Raw genomic sequence first — 13,756 nt, forward strand, 5'->3', positions numbered from 1 at the left:
ATCCGCCGCTACATCATCTGGCGGAACAAGCATGCCGCCGACGAACGCCTCCGTGAGGTCGTGAACAGGGCGAACGTTGCCTGATGCGGCACTAGCAGGTCACAACCGATACGGCTCGCAAAAGCGCAGGTCAGAAAGGTGCTCAGGAATACCCGGCGTACAGCCCGACTCGTCTGCCGCCACCTGCGGCTTAGCCTGGGAAAGGACCTCTGACCTGCGTCGGAGGCCCTTTCCGGTCTTTCGGGGGCTTGCCGCGTTACGCGGCGGAAAGTCCCTCGGAAGTCCCTCGGACAGCGCTGAAAGTCCCTGAAAAGTCCCTGGAACGCAGATACGGGGAATCCCTCTGACCTGGGGCAGATCCTGTCCCGTTGGTCTCAGTGCGGGGCTCTGCGATCGTCCCGTGCGGGGGGAAGCGGCCTCCGTTGCAGCGTGGGCACGAGGCTGGCAGAGAAACGGTCCCAGTTGTTGACGAACGCCGGTAGGGATCACTCGCAGTATGGATGCTCGGATCCCCGGCTCTACCGAGGCGGAACCGCGAGGCGCCCTGGCAACCTGCAGCGGCGTTACCGCCCTCCGCATGCGCAGTGCTCGTTCGTACGACTGATCCAATTGGCCGTTGCTCGTATCCCCTCCTGCAGTGGTGTGGGTCTGATCGTCGGGAAGAGGGCAAGCAGGCGTGATTGGTCCGCCTGGGAGTGTGGGACATCCCCGACACGGCGGCCTCTGTGCTCCGTGACAGCCCGGAGCCCGGTTGCGGCTTCGATCTCCGGAATAAGGCTCAGAAGGGAGATGCGAGTGCCGAAGGCCAGGTTCACGGGCTTGGGTTCGACGACTCGGCGCAGGACAGCGTCAGCGAGAACCTCACAGACTGTGCCTACATACGTGAAGTCGCGTGTCTGGGTGCCGTCACCGTGGACGGTGACGATGTGTCCGTTGAGGGCGGCACTGATCCACTTGGGGATGACCGCGGCGTAGGGGTGGTCGGCGCGCTGGCCGGGCCCGTAGACGTTGAAGAAGCGGAAGGGGAGTACCGGCAGGCCGAAGCTGTGGTGATACGCGCCCAGGTATGCCTCTGTGGCGAGTTTGGTGACAGCGTAGGGGCTCAGCGGGGCGGTGGTGAGGCCTTCGTGCTTCGGGAGGCACGGGTTCGCGCCGTAGACAGAGGACGAGGATGCGGCGATCACGTGCAGGTTGCCGGCCCGACGGGCTGCTTCGAGGACCTGGAGGGTGCCGGTCGCGTTGGCGTGGTGGCTGGCCAGGGGGTCTTTCACGGATCGAGGCACGGATGGCAGGGCGGCCAGGTGCACGACGGCGTCCGCGCCGTGAAATGCCCGCTCCAGGAGGGCGGCGTCCTGGATGTCGCCCTCGAAGAAGTGGACGTCGAGACCCGCGATGCTCTCCTTATCACCGGTGGAGAGGTTGTCGATCACACGGATCTGGCTGACTTCGCGGAGCTCCAGCAAAGTCCGGGCCAGGTTGCTGCCGATGAACCCGGCGCCGCCGGTGATCACGATCTTCACGTGGCTTCCCTTCAGAGAGAGTCGACGTGCGCGCCGGTGAGCCGACGGCGGCAGTCGAGGATGTACGGGGCGTGTGCAGTGATCAGGGGAAAGTCGAAGGCGTCGTGGTCGGCGAGCAGGACCACTGCGTCGGCTGCCGCGAGACACTCGGGGGTTACCTCGACTCGCTGGAGCCTCTCCAGGTCGGCAGCCCGAGGGTGAGCGTCGTCGAGGACGTGAGGGTCGGCCGCCTGGACCACTGCACCCATGCCGATGAGCAGCTCGGCGATACGGGCTGCCGGAGTCTCACGGGCATCCCCGGTGTTGGCCTTGTAAGCGAGGCCGAGCAGCAGGATCCGAGAGCCGTTGACGGACTTCCTGCGCCGGTTGAGGCCGTCGATGAGGCGCCGGACCACGTAGTCGGGCATGTGGTTGTTGACGTCGTTCGCCAGCTCGACGAAGCGGAAGTTGCGCCCCAGGGTGCGCTGGACGCGCCAGGAGAGATACGAAGGGTCGATGGGCAGGCAGTGGCCTCCGACACCCGGGCCCGGCGTGAAGCGCATGAATCCGAACGGCTTGGTGGAGGCCGCGTCGATCGCCGACCACACATCGATGTCCAGTTCATGGGCGAAGATCGCCAGCTCATTCGCGAGGGCGATGTTCACGTGCCGGAAGGTGTTCTCGAGCAGCTTGGTCAGCTCGGCCTCCTTGCAGCTGGTGACCGGGACGACTGTCTCGACGAGGGACGCGTAGAACTGGTGGACGGCTTCTTTGGACGCGGGGTCGATGCCAGAGATGACCTTGGGAGTGTTCTCCAGCTTCCACGTGGCGTTTCCCGGGTCTATGCGCTCGGGGCTGTAGCCGAGGTGGAAGTCCTGGCCGGCGGTCAGGCGGGAGGCGTTTTCGAGGAGTGGGCCGAAGACTTCCTCGGTCGTGCCGGGGTACGTAGTGGACTCCAGGATCACGGTCGCTCCGCGTGTGAGGTGTTGGCCAAGCATCCGTGCGGCGTCCTCGACGTGGGAGAGGTCCGGGACCCCGTCCCGAAGGGGCGTGGGGACCGCGACGATCGCTACGTCGAAGTGCGCGCAGTCGACCGCGTCGATGGTCGGGAGATAGACGCCTGCGGCAAGGAGCGGAGCAAGGCGTGAGTCCGGGATGTCTTCGATGTACGACTCCGCGCGTACGAGCCGCTTGACGCGCTGGGCGTCCACATCAAAGCCGACGACCCGGTGCCCGATCTCGGCGGCTCTGACGGCGAGCGGGAGTCCGACGTATCCCTGCCCGACCACGACGACGCGGAGCTGCCGGAACTCGCGGTATTTGATCACGCTGTTCACCTCTTGGGCTTCGCACGGGGCATGAGTGGTGCATGCGGATCGTCTGCGCTGTGGACGCTCTAAGATGGGAGGTGCCTCGGCCGTACGAGACTCGCTTGGCCGCCTGTCTCGGACGGCCGAGCGCCTCCTTGGCTCTTGGTGAGCAGGTCGCGAAACCTGTGGGAAGGGCAAACCGCTGGTTCGATACGATGGCGGTGGCCTGCAGACCCGTATCGTCACAGTGAGTGACGACAAGCCGCGAGCTGAGCGATCGTGACGGCTGTGGCGTCCCGACTTTGGCCCGCCGTGGCACCGGCTCCGGCGCCGTACGTACGAAATGGAGCATCCGAGGATGGCTCGACACCTGGTCACCAGCGCGCTTCCCTACATCAACGGGATCAAGCACCTGGGCAACATGGTCGGGTCGATGCTTCCGGCGGATGTGTACTCCCGGTACCTCCGCCAGCGCGGCCACGACGTTCTCTACATCTGCGCCACCGACGAGCACGGCACGCCGGCCGAGCTGGCCGCCAAGGAGGCCGGGCTCTCGGTCGAGGAGTTCTGCGCTCAGGCCCATGACGCTCAGAAGGCTGTGTACGACGGGTTCGAGCTGGCTTTCGACTACTTCGGGCGCAGCTCGTCGCGGCAGAACGTCGAGATCACCCAGCACTTCGCGCGGAGGCTGAACGAGAACGGGTTCATCGAGGAGCGGGCGATCCGCCAGGTGTACTCGCCGGTCGACGGCCGCTTCCTGCCGGATCGCTACGTTGAGGGCACCTGCCCGCACTGCGGCTACGACAAAGCCCGCGGCGACCAGTGCGAGAACTGCACCCGCGTCCTCGACCCGACCGACCTGCTCAACCCCCGCTCGGCGATCAGCGGCTCCACGGACCTGGAGGTCCGCGAGACCAAGCACCTCTTCCTGTTGCAGTCCAAGCTCCAGCATGAGGTCGAGGCGTGGATCGACGCCGTCGGCGAGGAGTGGCCGCAGCTGTCCTCGTCCATCGCCCGCAAGTGGCTGACCGAGGGCCTGCACGACCGGGCGATCACCCGTGACCTGGACTGGGGTGTCCCGGTGCCGGCCGACACCTGGCCCGACCTCGCGGCCGAGGGCAAGGTCTTCTACGTCTGGTTCGACGCTCCGATCGAGTACATCGGCGCGACGAGGGAGTGGGCGGACGCCGCCCCGGACGGCGAGATCCGTGACTGGAAGTCGTGGTGGTACGAGGCCGGCGACACCGTCCGCTACACCCAGTTCATGGCGAAGGACAACGTCCCCTTCCACACGGTGATGTTCCCGGCCACCGAACTCGGCGTGCGCGAGCCGTGGAAGAAGGTCGACTTCGTCAAGGGCTTCAACTGGCTGACGTACTACGGCGGCAAGTTCTCCACGTCCCAGAAGCGAGGCGTCTTCACGGACGCGGCCCTGGAAATCCTTCCCGGCGACTACTGGCGCTACTTCCTGATCGCCAACGCCCCGGAGTCCGACGACTCGTCGTTCACCTGGGAGCACTTCACCGCCACGGTCAACAAGGACCTGGCTGACACCCTGGGGAACTTCGTCAACCGCGTGCTCTCCTTCTCGCGCAAGCGGTTCGGCGACGAGGTCCCGGCCGGCCACTCGGCCGGCGAGGCAGAGGCGAAGCTGGGTGAGGAGATCGCGCGGCTCCTCGCCGAGTACCAGGAGCACATGGAGGCGCTCCAGTTCCGCAAGGCCGCCGCTGCGCTGCGCGCGCTGTGGTCCGCGGGCAACTCCTACCTGGAGGAGAAGGCGCCCTGGCTGGAGATCAAGACCGACCCGGACGGCGCCGCGCTGACCCTGCGCACCGCAATGAACCTGATCCACCTGTACGCGGTGGTCTCGGAGCCGTTCATTCCCGCTACCGCTGCCGCCATGCGGGGAGCCTTTGCATTGGAAGGCGACACCGCGACCTGGGTGACCGCCGAGCAGGCCAAGGCTCTGGACACCGTCCCGGCCGGGACGGCGTTCACCGTTCCGCCGGTGCTCTTCGCGAAGATCACCGAGGAGGACCTGGAGTCCTATCGGGAGCGTTTCGGCGGCGCTGAGGACGCCTGACCGGATTTCTCGCACCCGTACCGCCCGCGCTCTCATCGGTCGGTACGGGTGCTGAGCCGACCGGCCAGGTCCGCACCCGGCAGGTTCATCAGCCGGATTCGAGGGGCGGTGTCGTCGACCTCAACCCATGTGAGGCCTGCGGATCCGGGCACGTGATCGAGGTAGCGATCGAAGCCCTGCCCGGTCAGCCGTAGCAGCAGGCAGGCGATTCCTCCGCCGTGCCCGACGAGGATGGTCGTGCGGTTCGGCCCCGCACAGACGTCGTCCCACAGGTGCATGTAGCGGGCTTGCACGTCCTCGGACGACTCGCCGCCCGGCGTGCGGAGCTGGTGGATGGGGACGCCTCGGCGGTTCGCTTCCGCTGCCGCGAGGTGCCTGGGCCGGCCTCCGAGGTAGCCGCTGTTCTTGGCGGCCAGGCGCGCGTCCACTAGTACGTCAGCGGGGGCGAGCGTGGCGGTCAGCAGCGCGGCGGACTGCCGACAGCGGGACATCGGGCTGAGGAGCATCTGGTCCACGGTGATGCCGGCTGCGGCGAGGCTGTCGCCGACCCTGCGGATGTCGTCGACTCCGCGCTGGCTGAGTCTGCCGCCGACCGCCTGGCCCTGGTGGATGCCCCGCAGGTTTTCCTCCGTCTCACCGTGCTTGATCAGGTAGATCTGCTTCGAGTGCATGGCGTGGTGTCCCCTCCTTCGGGTCAGTCCCATTCGCGGACTTCGACACAGGCGGATACGGCGTTTGCGACCTGGTCGTGGTCGGCTCGGCTCATGGCGGGGAAGCGGTCGTAGTGCCACTCGATGTACAGCACGGAGACGAGGTTGATCGTCCCGTCGGCGAGCAGCTTGCTGAGGACCGGATACTCGGCGCCCTCGATGTCCATCTTCACGACGACGTGGTCGTCGGCGGTGACGGTCCGGCGCAGCCACGAACTGAAGTCGGTCGCGCGGACAGGGACAGGTGAGCTGTAGTCGATCTGCTGGTCGTACACCGGCGGTACGCGCTTGCCGGGCATCACGGTGGAGCTCTCGTGGTGGCCGAGGAAGAGGTCGATCGTCCCGTCGTGGGTCCATACCGCGCTCTGGGAGATCTTGACGCGCTGTGAGTGGGAGGCCTGCGCGACCTGCTGGTGGATGGAAGGGTGCAGGTCCTTGTTCGGTTCGAACGCGTAGAAGTCGTGGTCGGGAAGTTCATGGATGAAGCGGTTCAGCACGATTCCGAGGTTCGCGCCGCAGTCGACGAAGACTTTGCGCATGAGGTACTCCCGTGGTCTGGGCCGGGTGCCAGGAGGTCGATCTCCTGCACGGTGCGGTTGGTGAGCAGGACGAAGTCGCCGGTGGAGGGGCGGTAGCAGCGCTCCTCGTAGCGGATCGTGATGCGGCGGACAGGTTCCTCACCGCGATAGGGAGGAAGGTCGCCCCACCTGTAGAGCTGGCCGCCGGGGGCCTTGAGGCGGCGCAGCGATCGGGGCAGGGGGCCTTTCTGCGCGCCGACGTTGAGCTGGGTGAACATCCTGGTCAGGTAGGCGATGTGTTCGCGCGCCTGTTGCTCGTCCGCCTGTACGCGTCCGTAGGTTTGCTTGAGCGCGTGCAGTCGGTCCCGGTCGCCTTCCGCTTGGACGAGAAGGTCACGCAGTTCCCGGTCCCAGACGATGCCGAGGTGGCCGTGGAGGACGGGCTCGTCGGTGAGGAAGTAGCCCAGGATGCGGCCGTACTCGCGCTCGTAGGGGCACATGAAGTCGTTGTAGAGACCGAACCTCGTCCCTGAGACGGTCTCGACCTGCCAGTGGACACGTGCCGTGAAGGGCGAGTCCCACCACCCGAGGTGCCAGGGCTGCCACAGCAGGTCAGCGCTGCTGAGCAGGAGCAGGACGAGTGCGATCAGTGTGTCGGCCGCGCCGAACGCCGGGCCGTACTCCGCGCCGGGCAGCAGCGTGACGGTGATCGCGAGGGCGACGTTGGCGCCGATGTTCTCCCAGAAGAGGATGCCAGAGGCGAGGGCGACGACAACGTTGAAGAGGGCGGTTGCCAGGAGGACCACGATGAGCAGACGGCGGTCGAGGAACGCGACGAGTCCAGCAGCCTCGACGGCCATCGTGAGGAAGTTGACGGGCCGATCGAGGACGCGTGCCCGGCGCAGCACTCGGGCCGTGGTCTCGGCTCGCAGGAAGCGTGCCCAACCCCAGGAGTAGGCGGAGGCCATGAGGTAGTGAGTGCGGTTGTACCAGGCCCACGACCAGAGGTGGGGACCGAGGTGGGCCTTGCTCCACACCGGTTTGACGTAGTGGGAGAACGAGACGCAGCCGAGGACCAGCAGCAGCGCCGCTATGGAACACGAGGCACCGAAGAGCATCGCCACGAAGAACCAGGCGAGGTACGCCTTGAGCAGACGCAGGGGCATCATCGCGTGGTGCTTCCAGCCGCGCAGCCTGCCGCAGTACAAGGCCATCCACGGCAGCAGGGCCGCCGGCCACAGACACGAGGCAGCCGCGAGGAGGAGCAGGAGCCGTTTGTCGAGGCGCTGGGGCGCGATGGGCTCTGTGACGTCGTAGTCGCTGGTCGCCCCCTGCCAGGTGAGCAGAACGATCACGGTGATGACGAACCAGCGCAGTGGGCCGGGCTCGGGTGACGACCGGAACGCGGCCAGTACCGTGAGAGGGAGTGCGATGATCACGGCCAGCAGGACCCGGCGGCGGCGGGCGAGGGCTCGTACCGCCGGAGAGACCACAAAGCGATAGCAGGTCACGACGGCAGCCGCTGATACTCCGATGCCGAGGGAGACGGGGAGCGGGGAAGTCGCCATGGCCGCCTACCGCGCGGACGGTGCGAGGGGCCGCTGACTGGTCGCGGGAAGTGTCTCCAGACAGGAGGCGATCCGTTCCCGCGGGTCGGCCAGGAGGTGCTGGTCCCGGTGGCGTACGACGTTGTTGTGAAGTTCCCGGCTCCGGCTGAGGAAGTCGAGTACAGCTCCGGGGGTTATGTGCGGTGATGCGGTGCCCAGTTCCGCTTCGTGGACGACCTTGGCGCACCAGTGCTGGTCATAGGTGGGGAGGGGGATCAGGTGGACCGGTTTGCCGAGGACGAAGGCTTCGCTGATGAGGTTGAAGCCGGCGTTGGAGAAGACCACCTCGGAGCGTGCCATGTCGGCGATGAACGCCTCGCGGTCGAAGGTGCAGATCTCGATCCTGTCGTCGGCGTACTGGCGCAGGCCCCTGGTCTCTGACGCCTGGGCATAGATGCGCAGGGCGCGATCCGGGACGTGCTTGCGGAAGACCTCGGCAAGGGCTCGGACGGACTCCTCCGGACCGTGGTCGAAGTAGCGTGAGAAGTAGGCCGTAGCGAGGGGCTCGGTGCTGACCCGGGCGGACCGAACCACGTCGGGGACGACAGGCGCGATGAACTCCAGCTTCTGGTCGTCGGCCTTGAGAGGGACGAAGGAGCAGATGAACGACCGATCGACGCGGGGCGCGAAGTAGCGCAGACGTTGCTCGTCAGCAGTGCGGGCGTACCGGCCGACAGGGGGCAGGTCGAGGTGCCGGTACTTGCTCTGCTGGTCGACGGAGATCAGCGGCTTCCCGAAGTGGTAGGCCAGACGTGGGGTGTTGGGCTCGTAGTCGGTGATGAACACGTCCGGGACACCGGTGTCCCGAAGTATCCGGCGCAGACGCAGGTGCTTGGCGGCACCGGCGGGTGCCTGCCAGACGTTGGCGCGCACGGCATCCCCTGCATGTAAGCGGTCGCCTCGTGCGAGAAGCGTCGGCATCCACCCGTCCCACGCGGGGAAGCCGAGATCGCGGAAGTACTCCACGCGGGCGGAGCCGTTGGTGACGATCCGCACGAGGTGTCCGCGGTCGCGGAGGTACTGCGCGATCACGCTCTGCCTGACGGAGTGCCCCATGCCGATGCCGTTGACGCCGATGACCACGCTGAGTGGACGCGGGTACTCGGACATGTTGATCCTTTCGTCAGGAGAGTCGAGTGATGACGTTGCGAGTGATGGAGGCGACCTGAGGGTCGGTGGCCAGCAGGCGCGCCCAGTCCGTGGTCGCGGCCGTGAAGACCGTGCCGGCCGCGGTGTACAGGCCGAGGGTGGCCGCGCGGGGGCTGCTCGCCGGCTCGCGGACAGGGAAGCTCCAGTCAGGGGGCAGACGAGCGATGCCGAGGATCTCGAAGTCCTCCGGCGTACCGTCCTGACCCGTCGGACGCGGCCGGCCGACCGCGTCGAGTTCGTACGCTGCCCCGTCACATTCGTAACCGACCAGGGCTGCCTCGCGTCCGAAGACATCGCCCGTCTTCAAGCCGGTACCGGAGAAGATCCAGTGGTCCCCGTCTGCCACGGTGAACCCGAGCGGTGCGCGTGGGCCGTCCCAGTGGCCGCCGCCGTTGCGGTAGCTCACGCCGAGCAGGGCGTTCTCGGGCTCGGACTCCCACCAGTGGTCCGGGCAGCCGTACGAGCTGTCCGGGTCCGTCGAGGCGGAGGCCCCAGGAGGGAACTTGTCGCAGCCCAGCCCAGCCCGGCACCACCCGGAGCGACGTCCACCCGCCACCAGCAGGTGTTGGCACCGAAATTGGCGATGTTGCCGCCGGCGTCGCGGAAGGCGGTGACGTTCCGGCGGGCTTCGGTGCTCCAGTACTCGTCGTGTCCGGCGGAGACCAGAAGGCGGTATCCGTCGTACAGAAGCCGACCCTCGTGGAGGTCCAGGTCGGTGCAGAAGTCGCTCTCCAGCCCGTTCGCCTCCATCCACGCGATGAAGGGGGCGTCCCAGTGCGCGAACGTCTGGCGGGGAGAGGCGGCGTCGTAGGGGTCGGGCATCCCCTTGACAGGGCCCCCGACTCCGCCCCCGGGGCGGCGCATGGTCACGCGAGAGGCGCTGTACAGGCTACCGCCACCGGCCGTGTTGTAGGCCTGGTAGGTGAAGGTCGGGATCTTGTAGAGGATCTTGCGGTCCGAGGGAGCGGCGGGAGTGACGACCAGCAGGATCCGCGCCTCACGAGAGTCCATGGATGGCGTGCGGTGGTCCACCTCCGTGCCCAGGACGGCCATGTAGACCCCCGACCTCCAGTCGGGGGGTACGAGAAACTCGTAAGCAGGCCACTGCCAGTCCTCGTCGAATGTTCCGGGATCGGCGGTGCGGCCCGGCCACTCGGCGTGCCCCGCGTGCTCAAGAGCCGCCCCGCACCGGTAGAAGTCGACGCGGAAACGAGAGGCCGACGTCGCGATATGCAGCTGGACCGCCTCCCCGGCACGGACGCTCGGTCGGGCGCAGTAGCCGTTGATCGTGCTCATTCGCTCCCCCGGGGACGGGCGATGCCGGCGAAGTGGTACATGTCGACCGGTTCGATGTGTGCCTCCCAGCCCAGGCCGTCCAGCTGCTTGGTGAGGCCGGCAGCGTCATGCAGCACCTTCACGGTGAGGTGCTGGGACCCGTCAGCGAGACGACGACGCACGGTGGGTACCTGCGCTTCAGACACGGCTTCTTCGATCTCCGCCTTCGCGGGTGCGTCGTCGAAGAACACAACGCAGCCACCGGGAGCCAGCGCCCATCGCAGCAAGTCCCAGAAGGCCTCCATCTCCACGGGCGGCACGTGGCTGAGCCAGAAGGCGAAGAAGACGGTGTCGAACTGGCGGTCCGGCTCCCAGGTGAAGACGTCTGCTTCGATGAAGCGAGTCGGTGTGTCCTGCATCCGGGCTCGGGCGATACGAAGCATCTCCGGGACGGCGTCCAGTGCGGTCAGGCTGCGCGCGCGGCCGGCGAGCAACTGGGTCCACTGACCCGTACCACACGCGACTTCCAGGACGTTCCCGCTGACGGGCAGCTCGTCGAGGACCTTGACGAGCCGGGGCATGTCCATGCGCTCGTCGTACGCGTTGTCGTACTCTGCGGCCCTTGCGCGGTAGTAGGCGATCTGGCGTTGTGACCAGTCGTGTTCTTCCCTGCCGTCGTGCACGATGACCTCTCATTCCAGTGGCGGTGCCATCCGCTGCTCTCGGTGCGCCGCGGCCTCCTCGGCGTGGCCATGCCGTGTGTGGCCAGCGGGACGCCGCCATGGCTTCGTCGCTGGTGCAGCGGCCGGGGGCCTGGTGTGGCCATCAACGATGTGGCAGGAAGCGGCTGATGGCACATTTCGGCGGTGATATCACTGGTGTGATCCGGCTCTGGAGGTCCGCAAGAAGCCGGCAGGGGGAGGACGGTGGTAGTGGTGGCGGGCGAGTCAAGGCGGTGCGATGGATGTGGGCTCAACCTGAGCCGGTACAACCGTGAGCCGCGTTGTGGCCCCTGCACTCGGCTGCTGGTGGCAGCCGAGCCCCATCCGGTCAGCGTGCCTGACCATGTGTGGCAGGACGCCGACGTGGTCACGGCCATGCGCGACGGCGACTTCGGGCCAGCTCTCGCCAGGGTCCGCAGGCTGGCCTCGTTACGGCAGGAGGAGATGGCTCGCGTCACCGGCCTGAGTCAGCCGTTCCTCTCTGCTCTCGAGTCCGGATCGAGACGGCTGACCCACTACGACAAGATCGTGACTGTGCTGGAGCGGCTGGGGGTGCCGGAGCATGCCCTGCCGCAGCTGTTCGCTCGAGACACCCAGGATCCGATGGAGGCACCGGGCCCGCACGTGGCGCCGGTTCACGGACCAGTTGCCATGGAACCCTGGGAGAGCCCGCTTGACGTTGCCAAGCGACTGAGCAGCACCATCTCGTCCAACACCGAGCCCGCCACTTTGAGCGTGCTGGCCCAACAGGTGAGTGCCATAGTGGACCGGTACGAGGCTGACGGGCCGCACAAGCTCGGCCCCAAGACCGCCGAGTTGCGAAACTTCATCCAGACACTGCTGGAAGGGCGCCAGCCACCTCGGCAGCGCGCCGAACTGTTCCGCCTGGCCGCCCAAGCCTCCGGACTGCTCAGCTACATGGCGGTCAACGCAGGTCATGAGGCCCACGCCGACGCGTACAGCACCGAAGCCCTTCAGCTCGCTCGAGAGATCGACGACTCGGAGCTGATGATGTGGATCTTCGGCACCAGGTCTCTGGGCGCCTACTACGCGGGGCGATACCACCAGGCACTCGAGTGGGCCGATGCCGGCCTGGCCATCGATCGGGGCAACGCGCAGGCGATCCGGCTACTGGCCAACGGCCGAGCACGCGCTCTTGGCAAGCTTGGCGACGCTTTCGGTGCACAGCGGGCCATCGCAGAAGCCGAAGACCTCAGCAATGACCACCGGCTTCCCGACGGTCTGACACCGTGCATAGCCTTCTCCCCGTACAGCATCGCCCGCACCTTGGCGAACGCCGCAACCGCGCATGTCGCCCTCGGCAACACCCGGGAAGTCATCCAGTACGCGGAGCAGGTCGACGAACTCGTCGAGCAGTCCGATTCCGCCTGGAGCCGGGCCTTGGTTCGCCTGGACGTGGCCACTGCACTCCTCGCCGGCCCTCAGCCGGACGTGGACCACGCCATGATGCTTGGCCTGGAGGTCCTCGAAGCCGGGGGCGGTCCGCCGATACGATCGGTCATCCAGCGCGCCGGTGAACTTCACGCCACTGCGGCAGCCTGGCATCAGGTGCCGGCGGTGAGGGACTACGCCGAGTCGCTACGACGCTGGCACAACGCTCCCTTGACCCAAGCGGTGACCAACTCTGCCAAGATGGCACTCTCGAGCGATAGCAGTAAGAGAAGGGCACCGGGTGCTGCTCAGTCACGACACCAGCGCGTTTCCTCCCGCCCCGCCGCCGGACGTGGCTGACCCCAAGGCCATCGCGGCACACGACTGGGCGGCCTTCGACCGAGTGGATGAGATGAGCAACCACTGGGACCGGCGTGGGTGGACTCCGTCGACGCGCGCCTATTACTGGATGCTCGTATTTCCTGCCGGTTCGGCGCTCGCCGAGCATGCTCGACACTGCCAGAACAAGATCCGGAACCTGAACTTCGACTCCATCGACGCCGATGGCCTGCATCTGACCCTTGGCCGGATCGGCACCATCGAAGAAGTCTCGCTGGAGCAACTGGACACGCTCCTCGCCACCACCGCCGCGATGCCGACGGGCCGGTTCCGGCTCCAGGCCGTTCCCATGACCGCGTCCCGCGGCGCGGTCCGCTACAGCGTTGCCCCGTGGACTCCGGTGCTTGACCTGCATTCCCAGTTGTCCGCCGCAGGCGCGCAATGCCAACTTCCTTTCAGGAAGCCGACCGCGGCACTGAGGCCGCATATCGGCATCGCGTACTGCAACCGCCCGACGGACGCCAGCATCGTCCGGGAGGCGATCCGCCCGCTCCGCGACATCGACAGTGTCAGCGTGCCGGTCGACCACCTACATCTTGTCGAGATGCGCCGTGAAGACCGGGCCTATCGCTGGCATGTCATCGATCAAGTGGACTTGGTCTGAGCGCATCCCCGGAAGCAGAGGTCAGCGCAAGAGTGCCGGCGCGGCGCGCCTGACTTGGCCGTACTGCGGAGCACCGCACGTGGGACGGGCCTTCCACTACTCGCTTACGCACGCACGTCAGGCCACTCGTCGGACTCATTACCCGCACCATTCGGCGTTCGGAGCATGGGGCCGGTGAACTCCGCCGGAGTGTTGAGTCCCGTGAGCAGTTCGACGACCTTGTCGATGTTCGTCAGTCGTCGCGCGCCTGACTCCAGCATGGACAGGAAGGCCTGGCTCAGCCCGGAGAGTTCGGCCATGTCGCTCTGCCGTAAGCCGCTGACTGTACGCACGAGCTGGCACAGCCTGCCGAAGTCGCGAGCGACCAACGAGCCGAGGAGGCCGCTTCGGCGACAACGCTCCGTGAAGGCTGACGGTTGCTCAGGAATCCCTGACGTATCGTCAAACATTCAAGATCATCTTGCACGTGCGTTGCGCAAGGTGCTGAA

The 13,756-nt window shown here is 66.7% G+C and carries 13 protein-coding genes and 1 pseudogene; 4 read left to right on the forward strand and 10 right to left on the reverse strand.

Annotation, left to right across the window (positions count from 1 at the left end; all coding sequences use genetic code 11):
- Positions 1 to 84: pseudogene (locus tag ACFYMM_RS36450) on the forward strand (transposase); the annotation flags it as partial.
- 479 nt (positions 85 to 563) lie between these two features.
- On the opposite strand, the gene ACFYMM_RS36455 reads toward ACFYMM_RS36450, so the two are convergent.
- On the reverse strand, positions 564 to 1,520 hold the full coding sequence (locus ACFYMM_RS36455) for an NAD-dependent epimerase/dehydratase family protein (protein WP_388394983.1): 957 nt from the start codon (positions 1,518 to 1,520) through the stop codon (positions 564 to 566).
- Positions 1,521 to 1,531: 11 nt separating this feature from the next.
- The gene (locus ACFYMM_RS36460; RefSeq protein ID WP_388394985.1) at positions 1,532 to 2,827 is read right to left on the reverse strand and encodes a nucleotide sugar dehydrogenase; all 1,296 of its coding nucleotides are present in this window, start codon (positions 2,825 to 2,827) and stop codon (positions 1,532 to 1,534) included.
- A gap of 340 nt (positions 2,828 to 3,167) precedes the next feature.
- Between ACFYMM_RS36460 and metG the strand changes: the two genes are divergently transcribed.
- Positions 3,168 to 4,892 carry a methionine--tRNA ligase gene (metG, locus tag ACFYMM_RS36465; protein WP_388394988.1) on the forward strand — a complete coding sequence of 575 codons (1,725 nt, stop codon included), beginning with the start codon at positions 3,168 to 3,170 and terminating at the stop codon, positions 4,890 to 4,892.
- Positions 4,893 to 4,924: 32 nt separating this feature from the next.
- Here the strand turns inward: metG and ACFYMM_RS36470 are convergent, their stop codons facing one another.
- The 7 genes from ACFYMM_RS36470 to ACFYMM_RS36500 are packed head-to-tail and all read right to left on the reverse strand — an operon-like array spanning position 4,925 to position 10,738.
- Complete coding sequence (locus tag ACFYMM_RS36470) at positions 4,925 to 5,563, reverse strand: histidine phosphatase family protein (protein WP_388394991.1); 639 nt, start codon at positions 5,561 to 5,563, stop codon at positions 4,925 to 4,927.
- Between the two features lie 23 nt (positions 5,564 to 5,586).
- Entirely contained in the window at positions 5,587 to 6,141 is a 555-nt protein-coding gene (locus ACFYMM_RS36475) for an FkbM family methyltransferase (RefSeq protein ID WP_388394993.1), read from the reverse strand.
- Positions 6,093 to 7,688: a hypothetical protein gene (locus tag ACFYMM_RS36480; protein ID WP_388394996.1), complete on the reverse strand. Its 1,596-nt coding sequence runs from the start codon at positions 7,686 to 7,688 to the stop codon at positions 6,093 to 6,095. The genes ACFYMM_RS36475 and ACFYMM_RS36480 overlap by 49 nt, the downstream gene beginning before the upstream one ends.
- A 6-nt stretch (positions 7,689 to 7,694) precedes the next feature.
- Positions 7,695 to 8,837 (reverse strand): glycosyltransferase family protein, encoded by a 1,143-nt coding sequence (locus ACFYMM_RS36485; protein WP_388394998.1) that lies wholly within the window; start codon positions 8,835 to 8,837, stop codon positions 7,695 to 7,697.
- Positions 8,838 to 8,850: 13 nt separating this feature from the next.
- Positions 8,851 to 9,282 (reverse strand): N,N-dimethylformamidase beta subunit family domain-containing protein, encoded by a 432-nt coding sequence (locus ACFYMM_RS36490; RefSeq protein WP_388395000.1) that lies wholly within the window; start codon positions 9,280 to 9,282, stop codon positions 8,851 to 8,853.
- Positions 9,279 to 10,172, reverse strand: a complete 894-nt coding sequence (locus tag ACFYMM_RS36495; RefSeq protein WP_388395003.1) for a N,N-dimethylformamidase beta subunit family domain-containing protein — start codon at positions 10,170 to 10,172, stop codon at positions 9,279 to 9,281. The genes ACFYMM_RS36490 and ACFYMM_RS36495 overlap by 4 nt, the downstream gene beginning before the upstream one ends.
- Positions 10,169 to 10,738: a class I SAM-dependent methyltransferase gene (locus tag ACFYMM_RS36500; RefSeq protein WP_388395185.1), complete on the reverse strand. Its 570-nt coding sequence runs from the start codon at positions 10,736 to 10,738 to the stop codon at positions 10,169 to 10,171. Before ACFYMM_RS36500 ends, ACFYMM_RS36495 begins: the two co-directional genes overlap by 4 nt.
- Before the next feature lie 441 nt (positions 10,739 to 11,179).
- On the opposite strand from ACFYMM_RS36500, the gene ACFYMM_RS36505 reads away from it, so the two are divergent.
- On the forward strand, positions 11,180 to 12,625 hold the full coding sequence (locus ACFYMM_RS36505) for a helix-turn-helix domain-containing protein (RefSeq protein ID WP_388395005.1): 1,446 nt from the start codon (positions 11,180 to 11,182) through the stop codon (positions 12,623 to 12,625).
- Positions 12,618 to 13,268: a 2'-5' RNA ligase family protein gene (locus ACFYMM_RS36510; protein ID WP_388395007.1), complete on the forward strand. Its 651-nt coding sequence runs from the start codon at positions 12,618 to 12,620 to the stop codon at positions 13,266 to 13,268. The genes ACFYMM_RS36505 and ACFYMM_RS36510 overlap by 8 nt, the downstream gene beginning before the upstream one ends.
- A 104-nt stretch (positions 13,269 to 13,372) precedes the next feature.
- On the opposite strand, the gene ACFYMM_RS36515 is transcribed toward ACFYMM_RS36510, so the two are convergent.
- Positions 13,373 to 13,600, reverse strand: coding sequence for a helix-turn-helix domain-containing protein (locus ACFYMM_RS36515; protein WP_388395010.1), 228 nt, complete (start codon positions 13,598 to 13,600; stop codon positions 13,373 to 13,375).
- Between the last annotated feature and the right edge of the window lie 156 nt (positions 13,601 to 13,756).

The sequence above is a fragment of the Streptomyces sp. NPDC006739 genome (genome assembly GCF_042869815.1).
In the GTDB taxonomy this organism is placed as follows: Bacteria; Actinomycetota; Actinomycetes; order Streptomycetales; family Streptomycetaceae; genus Streptomyces.